The sequence below is a fragment of the Acinetobacter nosocomialis NIPH 2119 genome (genome assembly GCF_000368085.1).
GTDB classification, from domain to species: domain Bacteria; phylum Pseudomonadota; class Gammaproteobacteria; order Pseudomonadales; family Moraxellaceae; genus Acinetobacter; species Acinetobacter nosocomialis.
In genome coordinates, this window is sequence record NZ_KB849239.1 from 813,936 (window position 1) to 830,900 (window position 16,965).

13 protein-coding genes are annotated in these 16,965 nt (G+C 40.4%); 12 read left to right on the top strand and 1 reads right to left on the bottom strand.

Going from position 1 to position 16,965, the window contains the following annotated elements; translation table 11 throughout:
- Positions 1-174 precede the first annotated feature (174 nt).
- From F984_RS0103780 to F984_RS07935, 12 genes are all read left to right on the top strand, one after another.
- Positions 175-516 carry a hypothetical protein gene (locus F984_RS0103780; protein ID WP_002049585.1) on the top strand — a complete coding sequence of 114 codons (342 nt, stop codon included), beginning with the start codon at positions 175-177 and terminating at the stop codon, positions 514-516.
- Positions 517-527: 11 nt separating this feature from the next.
- Positions 528-3,074, top strand: coding sequence for a nitrite reductase large subunit NirB (gene nirB, locus F984_RS07885; protein WP_004708354.1), 2,547 nt, complete (start codon positions 528-530; stop codon positions 3,072-3,074).
- Between the two features lie 12 nt (positions 3,075-3,086).
- Entirely contained in the window at positions 3,087-4,709 is a 1,623-nt protein-coding gene (gene nirD, locus F984_RS07890) for a nitrite reductase small subunit NirD (RefSeq protein WP_004708356.1), read from the top strand.
- Between the two features lie 18 nt (positions 4,710-4,727).
- Entirely contained in the window at positions 4,728-7,508 is a 2,781-nt protein-coding gene (locus F984_RS07895; RefSeq protein ID WP_004708358.1) for a nitrate reductase, read from the top strand.
- Entirely contained in the window at positions 7,505-8,134 is a 630-nt protein-coding gene (mobA, locus tag F984_RS07900) for a molybdenum cofactor guanylyltransferase (RefSeq protein ID WP_004708359.1), read from the top strand. The genes F984_RS07895 and mobA overlap by 4 nt, the downstream gene beginning before the upstream one ends.
- Positions 8,135-8,284: 150 nt before the next feature.
- Positions 8,285-10,558: a molybdopterin-dependent oxidoreductase gene (locus tag F984_RS07905; protein WP_004708362.1), complete on the top strand. Its 2,274-nt coding sequence runs from the start codon at positions 8,285-8,287 to the stop codon at positions 10,556-10,558.
- Between the two features lie 229 nt (positions 10,559-10,787).
- A complete protein-coding gene (gene moaA / locus F984_RS07910) occupies positions 10,788-11,828 on the top strand; it encodes a GTP 3',8-cyclase MoaA (protein WP_080631537.1) in 1,041 nt (346 codons plus the stop codon).
- Positions 11,829-12,083, top strand: coding sequence for a MoaD/ThiS family protein (locus F984_RS07915; protein ID WP_004708367.1), 255 nt, complete (start codon positions 11,829-11,831; stop codon positions 12,081-12,083). It abuts the gene before it with no gap.
- Between the two features lie 3 nt (positions 12,084-12,086).
- The gene (locus F984_RS07920) at positions 12,087-12,575 is read left to right on the top strand and encodes a molybdenum cofactor biosynthesis protein MoaE (RefSeq protein ID WP_000657202.1); all 489 of its coding nucleotides are present in this window, start codon (positions 12,087-12,089) and stop codon (positions 12,573-12,575) included.
- A 23-nt stretch (positions 12,576-12,598) separates the two neighbouring features.
- Positions 12,599-13,522 (top strand): bifunctional molybdenum cofactor biosynthesis protein MoaC/MoaB, encoded by a 924-nt coding sequence (gene moaCB / locus F984_RS07925; protein WP_004708369.1) that lies wholly within the window; start codon positions 12,599-12,601, stop codon positions 13,520-13,522.
- Entirely contained in the window at positions 13,522-14,757 is a 1,236-nt protein-coding gene (locus tag F984_RS07930; RefSeq protein WP_004708370.1) for a molybdopterin molybdotransferase MoeA, read from the top strand. The genes moaCB and F984_RS07930 overlap by 1 nt, the downstream gene beginning before the upstream one ends.
- A 209-nt stretch (positions 14,758-14,966) precedes the next feature.
- Complete coding sequence (locus F984_RS07935; RefSeq protein ID WP_002049640.1) at positions 14,967-15,449, top strand: winged helix-turn-helix transcriptional regulator; 483 nt, start codon at positions 14,967-14,969, stop codon at positions 15,447-15,449.
- Here the strand turns inward: F984_RS07935 and F984_RS07940 are convergent.
- Positions 15,446-16,849, bottom strand: coding sequence for an aminotransferase-like domain-containing protein (locus F984_RS07940; RefSeq protein WP_025469298.1), 1,404 nt, complete (start codon positions 16,847-16,849; stop codon positions 15,446-15,448). The genes F984_RS07935 and F984_RS07940 overlap by 4 nt on opposite strands.
- Positions 16,850-16,965: the final 116 nt, after the last annotated feature.

Sequence of the window (16,965 nt, forward strand, 5' to 3'; positions counted from 1 at the left end):
CACCAATAGTGCAGAAAAAATTAAATATTCTTTATGGGTGAAAAGATGTTTTAGTTTAAATATTTGAAAATAATAATAAAAAATTATTAATATTAATCTTAAAAAGAATTGGCATGCAAAATGCTTAGTTAATTGCAGGTCGAAGACGACCATAAGTTTTAAAGACGGCCAACGATGTCCGTTCTGATCGAATTTGTGAGTGCAACTGCACACATAAAGAATTTACGTTCAGTCGGAGTGAAGGTTATGTCTTTATTTTTATTGCATAAAAAAGTTACATCTGAATTAACTCATTTTTCAGTTCCAGCGATGCGAGCCTTCTCTATGAGGGGGCTCGCTTTTTTTATTTGTTTTTATGACTTTGCTATGCATTGGGTGTCGTCAACGAGTGGAAAAAATGGATTCCAAGCAGCTATACGCTTTGTGATGTTGATACGTTTCTCGGTAGAGCACAAGGCAAAACAACAATGTCTATTTGAGAACGTAAGAACGCAGCTTAAAAGCAACGTGATTTGAGGAGAAACACTATGAAATTGCTAATGATTGGTCATGGTATGGTGGGCCACAAATTCATCGAAGCCATTTTAGAAAAAGCAGATGATGAACTGGAAATCACGATTCTTGCAGAAGAACCTCGTATCGCATATGACCGCGTACATTTGACTGAATACTTCTCAGGGAAATCGGCAAAAGATTTATCTTTAGCACGTTTTGATTTTGCCGATGCGTATGGCATCGACCTACGTTTAAATACTAAAGCAGTGGCGATTGATACAACTGCACAAACCGTAACAACCAATCATGGTGATGTGATTAGCTATGACAAGTTGGTGCTGGCGACTGGTTCATATGCATTTGTTCCGCCAATTCCGGGTAATGACCGTGAAAACTGTTTTGTTTACCGTACTATTGAAGACTTAGACGCGATTCGTGCAGCGAGTCTCAATGCAAAAACAGGTGTAGTAATTGGCGGTGGTTTACTTGGACTTGAGGCAGCCAAAGCTTTACGTGATTTAGATTTAGAAACGCACGTTGTTGAGTTTGCACCACGTTTGATGGCAGTTCAAATTGATGACTTAGGGGGCAAAGTTTTACGCCGTAAAATTGAAGATTTAGGTGTAAAAGTTCATACACAAAAAGCGACTCAGTCTATTGAGTCTGGTGTAAATACCACTCATGTGATGAAGTTTGCCGATGGTAGTGAACTCGAAACTGATGTGATTTTATTCTCTGCGGGAATCCGCCCACGTGATGAATTAGCGCGTAATAGCGGACTTGCGATTGGTGAGCGTGGCGGTATTGTAATTAATGATTATTGCCAAACATCAGATCAAAACATTTATGCGATTGGTGAATGTGCGCTTTGGCAAAACAAAATTTATGGCTTGGTTGCGCCGGGCTATGACATGGCGCGTATTGCAGCAAAACACATTTTAGATGAAGAGTGTCATTGCTTCGCTGGCGCAGACATGAGCACCAAGTTGAAGTTGATGGGCGTTGATGTTGCTTCTGTCGGTGATGCACATGCCATGACCCCAGGTGCATTAAGCTATTTCTATGCAGATGAACATGCACTGGTTTATAAAAAGATTGTTGTAAATGCCGACAAAACCAAATTGCTTGGCGCGGTTTTAGTGGGCGATGCCAAAGAATACAACGATCTTTTACAAATGATGTTGAATGGTCTGGCTTTACCGGAAGTGCCTGAAAGTTTAATCATGCCGGGTTTTGAGCAATCAGCAGCAAAATCTGGTGGTAGCGGAGTTGATTTGCTGCCAGACAGCGCGACTATTTGTTCATGTAACAACGTATCAAAAGCAGACATCTGCCAAGCAATTAGCGATGGTTCGACCTCTTTAGGTGCATTAAAGAAATGCACCAAAGCAGCAACAGCATGTGGTGGTTGTGCACCATTAGTGACACAAGTATTGAAGTCAGAGTTACAACGTCAAGGTGTGACTGTTAACAATCACATTTGCGAACACTTTCCGTACTCGCGTCAAGAGCTATATCACTTGGTTCGTGTCCATGAAATTAAGACATTTGATGATTTGATTCATCAACATGGTCATGGTTTAGGTTGTGATATTTGTAAACCGGCGGCAGCAAATATTTTGGCATCTTGCTGGAATGATTTCGTACTTAAGCCAAGTCATGCAGGTCTGCAAGACAGTAACGACTACTACCTTGGTAACATTCAAAAAGATGGCTCTTACTCAATTGTACCGCGTATGGCAGGCGGGGAAGTCACTCCGGATGGCTTAATTGCGATTGGCCAAATTGCGAAGAAATATAACTTGTACACCAAAATTACTGGTGGTCAACGTGTTGATATGTTTGGTGCCCAAGTTCATGAACTTCCATTTATTTGGGAAGAGTTAAATGCTGCGGGCTTCGAGTCTGGTCATGCCTACGGTAAGTCGTTACGTACAGTGAAATCTTGTGTGGGTAGCACTTGGTGCCGTTACGGGGTAGATAACTCGGTTGGTTTAGCGATTGAACTTGAAAACCGCTACAAAGGTTTGCGTTCACCTCATAAATTGAAAATGGCAGTGTCTGGCTGTACACGTGAGTGTGCAGAGGCGCAAGGTAAAGATGTAGGTGTAATTGCCACTGAAAAGGGTTGGAACCTTTATGTATGTGGTAACGGTGGTATGAAACCGCGTCATGCAGAATTACTCGCATCTGACCTCGATAAAGAAACACTGATTCGTTATATCGACCGTTTCTTTATGTTCTACATTCAAACGGCAGACCGTTTACAACGTACCAGTGTATGGCGTGACAACATGGAAGGCGGTCTAGACTATCTTAAATCTGTGATCGTTGATGACTCTCTTGGTTTAGCTGCCGAGCTTGAGCACCGTATGGAACACATTATTGGTACATATCAAGACGAATGGCGTACTGCGGTTGAAAATCCTGAAGTTCGTAAACGCTTCCAAACCTATATCAATGTAGGAGCGAATGAACAAGCTGATCCGCACATTCAATTTACAACTGAACGTGGTCAAATCCGTCCATTAACCGAAGCTGAACGTTCAGAAGACCGCATTCCAATGGTTGAAGCATAAAGGAGAACTTATATGAATATTGTACAAGACAAAAATATGCTTCCTGATGATCAATGGATTGACGTTTGTGCACTCGATGATTTAACTCCAAACACTGGTGCAGGAGCGCTAGTGGGCGGTCAAGCGGTTGCAATCTTCCGTGTGGGGCATGAAAAACGTGTTTATGTACTGAGCAATAAAGATCCGTTTAGCCAAGCGAATGTGATGAGCCGCGGGATTATTGGTGATTTACAAGGCGAACGCGTCGTTGCATCTCCAATCTATAAACAACATTTCAGTTTAGCTACGGGCCGTTGTTTAGAAGATAAAGACCAAAAATTGGCGGTTTATCCGAGCAAAATTGTTGATAGTCGTGTTTGGGTCAACGCGGTGCCGCAAAAAACTTATATTACCAATACAGGTGTATCACAAGACAAACTTAGACTGGTGCTGATCGGAAATGGTTTGGCAGGAATGCGTTGTCTGGAAGATTTACTTGATATGGCACCAGACCGTTATGAAGTTACGGTGATTGGTGAAGAGCCATGGGGTAACTATAACCGTATTATGCTATCTCCGGTTTTATCGGGTGAAAAAAACATTGAAGACATTATGTTGCATCCACCGAAGTGGTATGACGATAAAGGCATTAAATTTATTGCTGGTGATAAAGCCGTAAAAATTGATCGTCCGCGTAAAGTGGTTTATACCGAAAAAGGCCAGACAGTTGATTATGACCGTTTGATCTTGGCGACAGGTTCAACACCGTTTATTCCGCCAGTTCAAGGTGTTGACCTAAAAGGCGTGTTAACTTTCCGTGACATCTATGACGTTAACACCATGATTGAATACTGTGGTTCAAAAACTAATGCAGTCGTGATTGGTGGCGGTTTGCTGGGTTTAGAAGCGGCGTATGGGTTAAAACAACGCGGTATGAATGTCACGGTATTGCATTTGATGGACCGTATTATGGAACGCCAACTTGATGGGCGTGCAAGTCAGTTACTTCGTCATAGTATTGAGCAAAAAGGTATTCAAATCATTACCGAAGCCAATACCGAAGCGTTAATTGGTGATGAAAACGGTCATGTCAAACAAATCCGTTTAAAAGATGGCACAGTGTTAGATGCTGACCTTGTGGTGTTTGCTGTAGGTATCCGTCCGAATATTGCTTTGGCGCAAAGTGCAGGATTACGTTGTAATCGTGGTGTATTGGTGAATGACACCATGCAAACATTTGACCCAAGTATTTATGCCGTGGGTGAGTGTATCGAACACCGTGGTCAAACTTTCGGTTTAGTTGAGCCACTATGGGGCCAAGCTTTTATTTGCGCGACCCATTTAGCAGAGCACGGCAGCTTAACTTTTAAAGCACCAACTGTGCCGACTCAGTTAAAAGTCAGTGGTGTCGATGTATTCTCGGCAGGCAATTTTGAACCGAAAGATGATTATGAAGACATTATCCTGAACGATGAAAAACGCCAGATTTATAAACGTATCATCATTCAAAGCGATCGGGTAATCGGTGCAGTATTGTTTGGAGATACTGAAGATGGCATGTGGTATGCAGAGTTAATTGCAGATCAAACTCCTGTTTCTTCATTTAGAAATAAGCTGCTATTTGGTCGAGATTTTGCATTAAAAAATGCAGGCTAAATAGGGAAAGGAGCAGTTATGAATAGTATTCCAAGCGTTGAAATCGATAGCTCCGACCATGTTGCAAAAACAACTAAAACAACATGTCCATATTGCGGTGTAGGTTGTGGTGTTAGTGTAAACGTTCAACAAAAACCTCAAGGACCTGTGGTGCAAGTTGAGGGGGATGCTGAGCATCCTTCCAACTTTGGGCGCTTATGTATTAAAGGTAGCCGACTTGCGGATACTTTGGGGTTAGAAACACGTGTTTTACAACCAATGATGGGACGAAAAGCTGATCGGGAGGTAACGACATGGGATGCAGCAATCAATAAAATTGCCGATAAATTCCAGACTTGTATCGACAAATATGGTCGTGACAGCATTGCATTTTATGTTTCAGGTCAGCTTTTGACTGAAGACTATTATGTGGTGAACAAGTTTGTAAAAGGCTATTTGGGCACTGCAAATATCGACACCAACTCACGGCTTTGTATGTCATCTGCGGTGGCAGGTCATAAACGTAGCTTTGGTGAAGACCTTGTCCCTGCAAGTTATGAAGATTTTGAACATGCCGACATGGTGGTTTTGGTTGGTTCCAATACCGCATGGTGCCATCCTGTACTGTATCAACGGATTATGCAGGCTAAAAGCCACAATCCCGATATGTTTGTTGTGGTGATTGACCCACGTTTTACCAGTACTTGTGAACAAGCGGATTTACATTTACCGATTTTACCGGGCCAAGATGTCGCATTGTTTAACGGTCTATTCCAATATTTATATCAAAATGGTCATGCCGATCAGGCTTTTGTTAATGCCTATACTGAAGGTTTGCAAGAGGTTTTGGCAAGCAGCGAGCCAGAAGCTAATGTGGAATATATGGCAAAGCGTACAGGAATTGCACTCGATAAGATGCAACAGTTCTTTGAGAAATTTGCGCAGACTGAAAAGGTAATCACGCTATTTTCAATGGGTGTGAATCAATCAAGTCAGGGCGTGAATAAAGCCAACAGCATTATTAACTGTCACTTACTAACAGGTAAAATTGGAAAGCTCGGCGCTGCACCATTTTCAATGACAGGCCAGCCGAATGCTATGGGTGGCCGAGAAGTGGGTGGCTTAGCTAATATGCTGGCTGCCCATATGGATTTGGATAATCCCCTGCACCAAAAAGTAGTGCAAACCTTTTGGGACAGCCCATTTATTGCAACTCAAGCTGGTTTAAAAGCAGTTGATTTATTCCGTGCTGTTGAAGCTGGAAAAATTAAAGCCATCTGGATTATGGCAACCAATCCGGTAGTAAGTTTACCAGATGCTGATCAGGTGAAGCGTGCTTTAGAGAAATGCGAATTGGTCGTTGTGTCAGATATCTGTGCCGATACCGATACTACGGCTTACGCCGATGTGTTACTTCCAGCTTTAGGTTGGGGTGAAAAAGATGGAACCGTTACTAACTCTGAGCGTCGTATTTCACGTCAACGTGCTTTTTTACCTGCGCCGGGTGAAGCAAAAGCGGATTGGTGGTCAGTGAGTCAAGTTGCGAAAAAATTAGGCTTTAAAGGTTTTGACTTTACGAGTGCTGTTGATATTTTCAATGAACATGCAGCTTTGTCAGCACAAGATAATGTGGACATTGAAACACGTGAGCAAACTGATACGTTCCGTTATTTCAACTTAAAAGGTTTAATGAGCCTAAGTGCTGCTGAGTACGATGTTCTGCAACCAGTGCAATGGCCAGTATGGGATAAAAAACAAGACGCTAAAGCTGTTCAACAACTGTTTGGTAAGGGCCAGTTTAGTCACAAAAACACCAAGGCAAAACTAATTCCGACTGTTGCAATTAATCCGGTACATGCAATTTCAGAAGATTATCCGCTCATTTTGAACACGGGGCGTATTCGTGACCAATGGCACACCATGACCCGTACTGGTTTGTCGCCAAATTTAACCAGTCACCGTGCTGAACCATTCTGTGAGATTCATCCAAGTGATGCATTGAAGTTTGGTGTACGTGATCAAGGTTTGGTAGAAGTTCGGTCGAAATGGGGCAGTTGTGTACTACGCGCGACCTTCTCATCTGGTGTCCGTCGTGGGCAAATTTTTGCACCGATTCACTGGACTGAACAGGCCGCATCCGATGCCCGTATTGGTAAAGTCGTTAATCCAGAAGTTGATGCAATTTCAGGTGAGCCCGAGTTCAAACATACGCCTGTAACTATTCAACCGTTCTATACCACTTGGCAAGGTGTGCTCTATATTCGTGAAGGATACGATTCTCATATTCAAGAATCGCTACATCACTGTGCATGGTGGACCAAAGTCAAAATGGTGAAAACCAGCCGCTATGAACTTGCAGACCGCCAAACTTTTCATGATACTCAAAAGAATCTGAAAAGCTTTTTGCCATTTGCCGATGAAACCTTTGAATGGTTAAGCATAGAAGATATTTCTTCACAACTGAGCCATAGTATTATTTTGAAAGATGGCATTGTAATTGCAAGTCTATATATTGCACCGCCAGATTTATTGCCAGACCGTGACTGGGTAGCAAGTCTGTTTAAACGAGAACGTTTGAGCGCCTTGCACCGTAAAGCTTTACTAGCAGGTATGCCAATGTCGGCTACCAATAATGATGGGCCTTTAGTGTGTAGTTGTTTTAAAGTAGGTAAGAATAAAATTATCGATGTGATAAAAACACAAAACATTACCCATGAAAAACAGGTCACTGCATGTCTAAAAGCAGGTGGGAACTGTGGTTCATGTTTACCTGAAATTCGTGGCTTGATTAAAGCTTGCCAACAAGAGGTGGAAGTGTGAATAAGGAATATCCCGTAACTGATTTGGTCATTTTGGCGGGTGGACAAGCCCGCCGTATGAATGGTTTAAATAAGCTGTTGCAACAATTCGATGGCGATACGCAACTACTCAAAATTCATCAAAAATTAAAGTCATCTGTATCTGAAATTTGGGTAAATAGTCACCGTGATTATTCGATTTATCAAAGTATTGTGCCCGATATTAAATGTTTTCAAGATGATGCTTCCGGTTTTTTCGGCCCACTTATGGGAATGAAAAGTGCATGGTCACATGTAAAAGCAGATTATGTTTTGTTTATCCCTTGTGATGTGACCTACATACCTACGCAAGTCGTTGCGAAATTACACAGCGCACTTCGCAAAAATAAACAGGCCCAGGCAGCTTACGTTTCAATTAATGGAGATGCCTTATACCCATTTTGTTTGTTAAAACGTGAAAGTCTAGAGGTGTTAGAGCAGCAAATTGACAAGCAACAATTGAGTTTAAAAAATTGCTTTAAACTTTTACATGCACAAGTAGCCATTTTTCAAAAGCAAAACTTATTTTTCCATAGCATTAATTCTTTAGATGAACTTCAACAATACAAACAAATTAAAGCATTTAAAGAGATTTTTTCGACAAATTAGAACCTCAATCATATCGATTTAAAATTTACATTGATAATCTGAAATCATTTTTTAAATTTTGAGTTATTGACTGTTTAGAATTTAAGTTCTATTTTGGAACTTGTTATTTTCATTCTAGCCAGATGTATAAAAATAAACGGAGCCAGAAAAATGATGGACGCAGCTCAGCAAAGTAAAACAGATGTGACCGCATGTATTTTATGTTCAAGAAACTGCGGTTTGAGCGTAGAAATTAAAGATAACCAATTTGTCAAAATTAAAGGTAATCCTGAGCACCCATTTTCTCAAGGTTACATTTGCCAAAAAGCCGCAAGATTACAGCATTACCAGAAACATGCAGACCGTTTAACCGCACCTTTAAAACGACAACCAGATGGCTCATTTCAAGAAATTAGTTGGGATGTGGCGATACAAGAAATTGCTGATCAATTGGTTCAGATTAGAGATAAATTTGGCGGTACTGCTTTTGCTTCGGTTGGTGGTGGTGGTCAGGGTAACCACCTCGGTGCAGCTTATGGCCGACAACTTTTATTGGCTATGAAAAGTTATTATGCATATAACTCACTTGCCCAAGAAAAAACAGGTGATTTCTGGCTCAATGGACGTTTATTCGGTAGTCAGGCTTGCCATACGACAGAAGATGTTGAACATGCAGATTATGTACTTTTTATTGGAACAAATCCGTTTCAAGCACATGGTATTCCTAACGCACGAGACACGCTAAAACATATTAAAAAAGATCCGAACCGAACCATGGTGGTGTTCGACCCGCGTGTTACCGAAACGGCAAAACAAGCAGACATTCACATGCAGCTAAAACCGGGAACAGATGCTTTTTTAATGTCGGCCATGATTGCGATCATTATTAAAGAAAAGCTTTATGATGCAGCGTTTATTGAGCAGCATACACATGGGTTTGAAGAAGTAAAAGCTGCATTTAACCATGTCCCGATTGAAGACTATATTGCTAAAGCTGATGTACCTATTGATTTGATTTATCAGGTGGTTCGAGAGTTTGCCAAAGCAAAAAGAGGCTGTGTACGTATCGATTTAGGTATTCAACATACTTTGAATACAACATTAAATGGTTATTTAGAAAAGCTTTTATACTTGCTGACAGGGAACTTTGGAAAACAAGGTACCAATAATTTGCATACCATGTTTATTCCAATTTTGACCGATACGGATGAAAGAAAACCAAAATATCGACGTAGCGTTTACCATAAAATGTTCCCGATTTCCGGGTTTTTCCCGCCTAATATTTTACCCGATGAAATCTTAAAAGCAGGGGAAAAGCGAATTCGTGCTGTGTTTGTAGATAGTTGTAATCCACTATTAACTTACCCTGATACACCAGCTTTTGAGGAAGCCTTTAAAGCATTAGATTTGTTGGTTGTAGTCGATGTTGCGATGACAGAAACCGCGAGACTCGCCGACTATATTTTGCCTGCTCATACTCAGTTTGAAAAATGGGAATTTACCGGTTTTAACTTGGAATTTCCTAAAAATGGTTTTCATCTGCGTCATCCCGTTTTGGCTGCTCAAGCAAATACTTTACCGGAAGCCGAAATTTATACTCGATTACTGGAAGCTATGAATGCTATTCCGAAGAGTTTCCCAGTTTTAGAAAAAATAGCTGCGGTCGACTCGAAAAAAACCGCCTACTTACCATATTTGTCGGCGCTAGGACTTACCTTGGCACGGCATAAAAAATATATCCCTTTTGCTGCCTCCATTATTTATCGAACTCTTGGCAAACGACTTGGCAATTCTGCAGATTCAGTTGCTTTTTTATTGCCGCTATCTATTCAATATGCTGTTTTACATACCAAAGCGGTACGCCGTGCAGGTTATAAAGGTAATCCGTTAACACAAGGTGTCAAACTATTTGAGCAGATATTAAAGCAACGTTCAGGTATGGTTTTATCGCAACATGAATATGACGAAGTCTGGAAACTGGTGGCTTATAAAGATAAGAAAATACGTCTTGCAATTCCCGAGATGTTAAGTGAACTCGCAAGCTTGAAAAGCCATAACGTTAATGTTGAAGAGTTTCCTTTCATCCTTTTGTCAGGTGAACGCCGTAGTTACAACGCCAACCAAATTTACCGTGACCCTGCTTGGCGAAAAGTAGATGCAGAAGGTGCACTACGTATTCATCCCGAAGATGCAAGGCACTTAAATGTAGATACAGGAGGGCAGCTTAAATGTATCTCACAACATGGAGAAATTCAGGTGGCTATTGAGTTAGATGATGGGATGAGAAGAGGTGTTGTGTCACTGCCACACGGCTACGGTATGCGCTTTCAAAATGGAGCACCGATTGGGCCACAATTAAACTTACTTATTTCTGCTGAACATTGTGATCCATTGTCGAAAACGCCGTACCATAAATATGTACCCATCCGTCTAGAAAAGTGTTAGAAATAGAATCAAGTAAAACATAGATTTTGCCGTGCTAACTTGAGATTTATTTTTTAATTGTTCTTAAGGTAGTGCGGTGAAAAGTCTATAAAAAATTTAAATATTATGGAAAATAAGTAGAGCTGGAACAAATTTTGCTATTAAAGATCAAAGCACTATTAAGATGCAATTTTTTGTATTTGATTGTTCATAATCGGTGCTCGCAAGATTTGAAATGTTCTCGATATGAGTGCAAATGATGAAACAATATCACTCTGAAAATGCGCCAAGCCTTCTGCAAGATCAATATGGGCGTATCAAGCGTAAGTTACGAATTTCTGTAACTGATCGCTGTAATTTTAAATGTGTATATTGCATGCCTGAGCATCCAGAATGGTTAAATAAACAAGACTTGCTTAGTTTTGAAGCGCTCTTTCAATTTTGTCATTTTATGGTGCAGCAAGGTATCGAGAGTATTCGCATTACGGGGGGTGAACCATTAATGCGTCAAGGCATTGTTCATTTTATTCGTGATTTGCAGGCTTTAAAAGCATTAGGTTTAAAACGTATATCGATGACTACAAATGGTCATTACCTTGCTAAATACGCTAAACAACTAAAAGACGCTGGATTAGATGATTTAAACATTAGTTTAGATAGTCTTGATTCAATTCAATTTAAAGAGCTCACTAAGAAAAAGTTAGAACCGGTTCTTGAGGGTATTCAAGCTGCTAAAGATGCAGGACTGCCTTTTAAAATTAACTGCGTATTAATGAAAGATAAAAATGATAATCAAATCTTACCTATGGTGAAGTGGTCAATTTCTAATCATATTCCTTTACGTTTTATCGAGTTTATGCCGCTTGATGGTGATGCACTTTGGTCAAATAAAGATGTGGTAAGCGAGGCTGAAATTTTAAAGGTATTGCGACCGTATTATTCGGTACAAGTGATCGAGCAGCAACATGAGCCTGCGCGTCAATATCTAATTAATGGTAGCTACCATTTAGGAATTATTTCCACAATTACGCATTCATTTTGCCACCAATGTGACCGTATACGGCTTACCGCAAAAGGCGAATTATATAACTGTTTATTTGCGCCGCAAGGTTTAAATATTAAGCCTCAGCTTCAAGCACTGGTAAGCAAACAACATAGCCCAGAATACGGTATATATATCCAAAATTTAAAGAATTTGGTTCATCCTTATATCTGGCATAAAGCAAAAGGTTTCCATGCCTTACAACATCAACAAACCCGTAAAATCAGCATGCATATGCTTGGGGGATAAATGCAACAATCTATCCAAATTAAAGTCGAAGCATTTGGTGCAATTGAAAAATTGCTTCCTGAAAATCTTTTGTTAGTTTGTCCGAATCATAGCTTGGTTAAAGATGTATTAAATCAAATTGTTTTATTGCATCCGGAATCTACAAAAGCCATGGAAAAATGTGCATGTGCAATTGGTGAAAATGTCATAACTAGACAAACTGTCTTAAGTGAGCCATGCACTTTGGTTTTATTATCACCCGTTGCTGGAGGATGAATCATGAAAGAGTTCGCAAGAATACAAGAGCAGGCTTTAAGCCTAGATACTTTTGATCCGATTCAATCTTTTCCTGAGTGTGGCGGTATCGATATTTTTATGGGTACGGTTCGTAATCACCACGAAGGTAAAGCGGTAAAGGCGCTGAAATATACCTCGTATAAACCGCTTGCAGAAAAAATGATACGTGAAATTGAACTAGAAATTGAGAAAAAGTATCAGGTATCTTATGTGCGAGTGGTTCATCGAATTGGATATCTGGATGTTGGTGAAACAGCCATTATTGCGATTGCGTATGCAGCCCATCGCCGTGAAGCTTTTCAAGCATGTGAGGAAGCAGTCGAACGGGTAAAACATGAAGTGCCTGTCTTTAAAGAAGAGTTCTTTACAGATGGCACAAGTCATTATGTAGAGGGCTGTTGTATTCGTAAGGATGCACCGCACGACCACAAACATCACCATCATCATGCCGGCCATGAGCACTCACACTGAAATATGTAACACTAGGATAAATAATGAAAAACGTAGGAATGAAGCCGGAAAGTTATCGTGTTGCCGAAGCACAAGCGATTTTATATGCACCACCGCACTGTATTGAACTATTAAGACAAGGAAACACGGAAAAAGGTGATGCCCTAAAAACAGCACGTGTTGCAGGAATTTTGGCAGCCAAACGAACTGATGAGCTGATTCCACTATGTCATCCGCTACCGATTTATAGGGCAGATGTTGAATATGAATTGGAAAATGACTTTGTAAAAATTATTGCTGTTGTTGAAACTATTGGTCCAACTGGCGTAGAAATGGAAGCTTTAACGGCGGCAAGCCTTGCAGGCTTAACTATCTATGACATGTTAAAGCCTCATTGTGAACCAGAAGAACTCTGGATGGATCAATGTAAACTACTGAAGAAAAAAGGCGGAAAATCCCATTTTAAACGGGTATTGCGTCAGCCTGTTTCGGCTGCGGTTATTGTCTTGTCAGACACCGTAGCAGCGGGTAGAAAGCCGGATACTGCTGGAAAATCTGTGGTTGAAACTTTAACTGAAGCTGGCTTTGATCCGATCCATTACCAAATTTTGCCCGATGAAGCAGATGATCTCAAAGAATTGGTTTTAGAACTCACCAAATCGTATGCTTGTATTATGACCGTGGGTGGAACAGGAATTGGTAAGCGTGACATTACAGTTGATACGCTAGAGCCTCTTTTAGAACGTAAATTAGATGGCTTAATGGAAGCTGCTCGCTCATTTGGACAAAAACGCACGCCATATGCTGCTATGTCACGCGGAGTAGCAGGGTTTATTGATCGTTCGTTAGTAGTGACATTACCGGGAAGCCGTGGTGGCGCAAGCGAATCAATGGCCGCTATTTTACCCGCATTAGTCCATATTTTTGATGTTTGCCGTGATTTACCACATCCAGGAGGCTATGAATAATGTCAGGTTGTGGTGCTGAGCGTGGATTAATCAGTATAGATGAAGCGCTAGATTTAGTTATTAATAAGCCTAAAAACTTAAGCTCTATTCAAAAGACTCTAACAAATAGCCTAAGTAGTTATCTTGCGAAAGAGATTTACTCTGAAATTAATCTACCTAGCTTTTCTCAAAGTGCAGTAGACGGTTATGCACTTTGTAGCCATGCAGAAGATTTAAATAAACAAAAGTTCCAAGTTACAGGTGAGATTCGTGCTGGAAGCGAGAGTCACGACATACTGAGTGAAGGTCAGGCAATTCGTATATTTACAGGCGGCAAAATTCCTGAAGGGACAACGCATGTAGCACGGCAAGAAATTGTATCGGTCATTTCGGTTCAAGAAATTTGTTTAACGGAACATATACGCCCTCAAGCCGATATCCGCTTTACCGGAGAGGAAATCCAGAGAGGGCAGTTGCTTGCTCAAGCAGGACAGTTTCTAAATATTGGAAGTTTGGCTGCTTTAAGTATGGCGGGTGTGCAAATCGTTGAAGTCTATCGTACACCGAAAGTCGCTGTTTTGATCACGGGTGATGAAGTTGCCGAAACAGCAGAAGATCTAGCTGAAGGTAAAATTTTTGATGCAAATGGCCCATTACTAAAAGCTTGGTTTGAAGATTATGGTTTAGATATCGAGCTGATTCATGTAGCAGATGAAGCAGAGCAGGTCAGCCATTACTTTAATAAACTAAAAGACAGCCATGATGTTGTTATAACGACTGGCGGAGTGTCGGTAGGAGACTACGACTTTGTACGGCCCTGTGCTTTCGAAGTTGGGTTTGAACAAATCTTTTGGAAAGTTAAACAGAAACCGGGTAAACCCTTATTCTTTGCCGAATACCATAATTCACAAACCCAACATTCTTGCTATTTGTTAGGCTTACCGGGCAATCCAGCTGCGGTATATGTCGCAATGCAAATTTACGGAAAATCTTTGCTTGATGCATTGCAGGGCAATAGACAGGGACCAGAATGGTTTACCGCAATTTTAGAGCATAATTTAAAAGAAGATGCACGTGAGCGTTTTTTACGAATGTATGCTTATTTTGATGCAGGACAACTGAGGGTAAAAAGTTTGGCCAAGCAGCAGTCCCATATGCTGAGTAATCTTATGCAAGCCAATTGTCTAGTCCGTATTCCTGCGAATACAAAACTAGCATCAGGAACTGTGCTAAAGGGAATCTTTATTTCAAATTAACTTATAAATAAGCTGAATATAATTAATCCATACGGATGGATTAATTATATTTTATATCTATTTTTAGTGACTGTTATTTTAAAAAAATAAGCTTTATAAATATACTAAAAACTTATTTCTAAGCTCTATATTGCATATAACATATTAAGTGGTTTAGGGTATAAATAATAAGGCAAATAGGCCAGTTCTATATTGAGGAAAGCATAAAGATGAAATGGGATGACATCGGTGATCAGCCTTGTTCTGTTGCCCGCATGCTATCAGTGATTGGTGATCGATGGACGATGCTAATATTACGTAATGCTTTTATGGGAATTCGCCGTTTTGATGATTTTCAAAAATCATTAGGTGTCACTCGTCATGTCCTTTCTGATCGCTTAAAACGGTTGGTTGAATACGAAATTTTAGTCAAAGCTCCTTATTTTGACCGTCAGGAGCGTTTTGAATATCGTCTCACTGATAAAGGATTTGAACTTTATCCGATTATCTTATCTATGGCGAACTGGGCAGATAAATGGATGGATCAAGGTTTAGGCAAGCCTTTGGAATATCGCCACAAAACATGTGGACATAAGTTTGAACCTGTTATGGTCTGTTCAGTATGTCGTGAGCCATTACATGCAAAGCAAGTTCAGGTTTCGGCTGGGCCGGGTTATTTTGCTTATATGGAACAGAAGCAAAAACAGGCTTAAACTCGGTTCTCTAACGACTCTTGTAGAAGTGCTTCTGCAAGGGTCTTATAAATATAATCATGATTTGATTGAGTAATATTAAAACGGATAAATTGACCTGCCGATTGTGCTTGGCTAAAGGCATTACCCGGGGCGAGAATCACTTGCCGATTCAGACAAAACTGGGCAATCTTCGCTGCATCTACACCTTCTGGTAGACGACACCACACAAAAATTCCAGCCTTGGGTTCAATCCACGGTTCTATCCCAATCGATTTGAGCTTCGTGATTGTTTCTTGCATGGCTTGAGCTAAACGAACTTTTAATAAATCTAAATGCTTACGGTATGAACCATCGGTTAAAGCTGTGTGTAAAATCTTGGCTGAGAGTCCATTGTGAGAAAAACTGGTAGCAATTTTTAAATCGGTAATCTGATCAATCCATTCTGGTTTCGCAATAATGTAGCCGCAGCGAATAGAGGCAGAGAGCGTTTTAGAGAAACTTCCAATAAAAATCACGCGTGAAAGGTTGTCTAGGGCTGCAAGTCGTGGAGCTGGAGTATATTCAAAATCCGAGAATATATCGTCTTCAATCACAATTAAATTAGATTGATCAATCAACTTCAGTAATTGATGAGCTGTCGAGAGTGAAAGCGTTGCGCCAGTGGGGTTATGTATTCCTGAATTTGTAATATAAAGCCGAGGGTTATAGCTCTCAATCGCTTCTTTAAATGCCTCTAAGTCTGGGCCATTTGGAGTGTATGGAATACCAATAACTTTAACTTGATGAACTTTAAGTAGAGCATGAAAATTAAAGTAACATGGGTCATCAATTAGAACTACATCATCTGGTTTAAGTAAAAAACGACAAACCAGATCAATAGCTTGAGTGCCTGAATCGGTTAGAACAACTTGATTGAGATTTGCCTCTATACCTTTATTTTGTGCTCGCCTAGCCAGTAAATCTCTTAATACGGGCAGCCCTAACGGTGAAGAATAACCCATTAAACTATCATCTTCACTTCGTGTAATAGATCTTAATGCTTTGCGGATACTTTCAAGTGGCATCCAGTCATTAGGTAACCAACCACAACCGGGCTTAAACGCATCAGGTTCTGCCTCTAAAGACTGACGTGAAATCCATAACGGATCTATTGAGCGATCTAGTTTGGGTCCTAATTCACTTAAGTCTAAAGGAGCAAGTGGTGCCACGACATAAAAGCCCGATCCACTACGTGATTCAATTTTACCTAGGGCAATTAATCGCTCGTAAGCTTCGACAACCGTAGAAACTGAAAAACCTAAATCTTTGGCCAGCTTGCGCACAGAGGGGAGTCGAGTTCCCGGAGTCAAAGAGCGATTCTTAATTTGTTGTTCAATCTGTGAAATAACAAGTTCGATTTTTGTTTTTGTCTGGTTCACGTTAATCATCTCTACTGTACTGCTTATTTATACATAACAGTTTTTTAAAATTGTACTGCTTTGTATCTGGTTTTGACACCATATCACAGCTTAAATTCTTCGTATAGTTGCGGAGA

What these genes read in the sequence shown, in the direction of transcription:
- F984_RS07895 (WP_004708358.1), top strand. Translation starts at nt 4,728, where the DNA reads ATGAATAGTATTCCAAGCGTTGAAATCGATAGCTCCGACCATGTTGCA.
- F984_RS0103780 (WP_002049585.1), top strand. Translation starts at nt 175, where the DNA reads ATGTCCGTTCTGATCGAATTTGTGAGTGCAACTGCACACATAAAGAAT.
- nirB (WP_004708354.1), top strand. Translation starts at nt 528, where the DNA reads ATGAAATTGCTAATGATTGGTCATGGTATGGTGGGCCACAAATTCATC.
- moaCB (WP_004708369.1), top strand. Translation starts at nt 12,599, where the DNA reads ATGAAAAACGTAGGAATGAAGCCGGAAAGTTATCGTGTTGCCGAAGCA.
- F984_RS07920 (WP_000657202.1), top strand. Translation starts at nt 12,087, where the DNA reads ATGAAAGAGTTCGCAAGAATACAAGAGCAGGCTTTAAGCCTAGATACT.
- F984_RS07905 (WP_004708362.1), top strand. Translation starts at nt 8,285, where the DNA reads ATGATGGACGCAGCTCAGCAAAGTAAAACAGATGTGACCGCATGTATT.
- F984_RS07915 (WP_004708367.1), top strand. Translation starts at nt 11,829, where the DNA reads ATGCAACAATCTATCCAAATTAAAGTCGAAGCATTTGGTGCAATTGAA.
- nirD (WP_004708356.1), top strand. Translation starts at nt 3,087, where the DNA reads ATGAATATTGTACAAGACAAAAATATGCTTCCTGATGATCAATGGATT.
- F984_RS07930 (WP_004708370.1), top strand. Translation starts at nt 13,522, where the DNA reads ATGTCAGGTTGTGGTGCTGAGCGTGGATTAATCAGTATAGATGAAGCG.
- F984_RS07935 (WP_002049640.1), top strand. Translation starts at nt 14,967, where the DNA reads ATGAAATGGGATGACATCGGTGATCAGCCTTGTTCTGTTGCCCGCATG.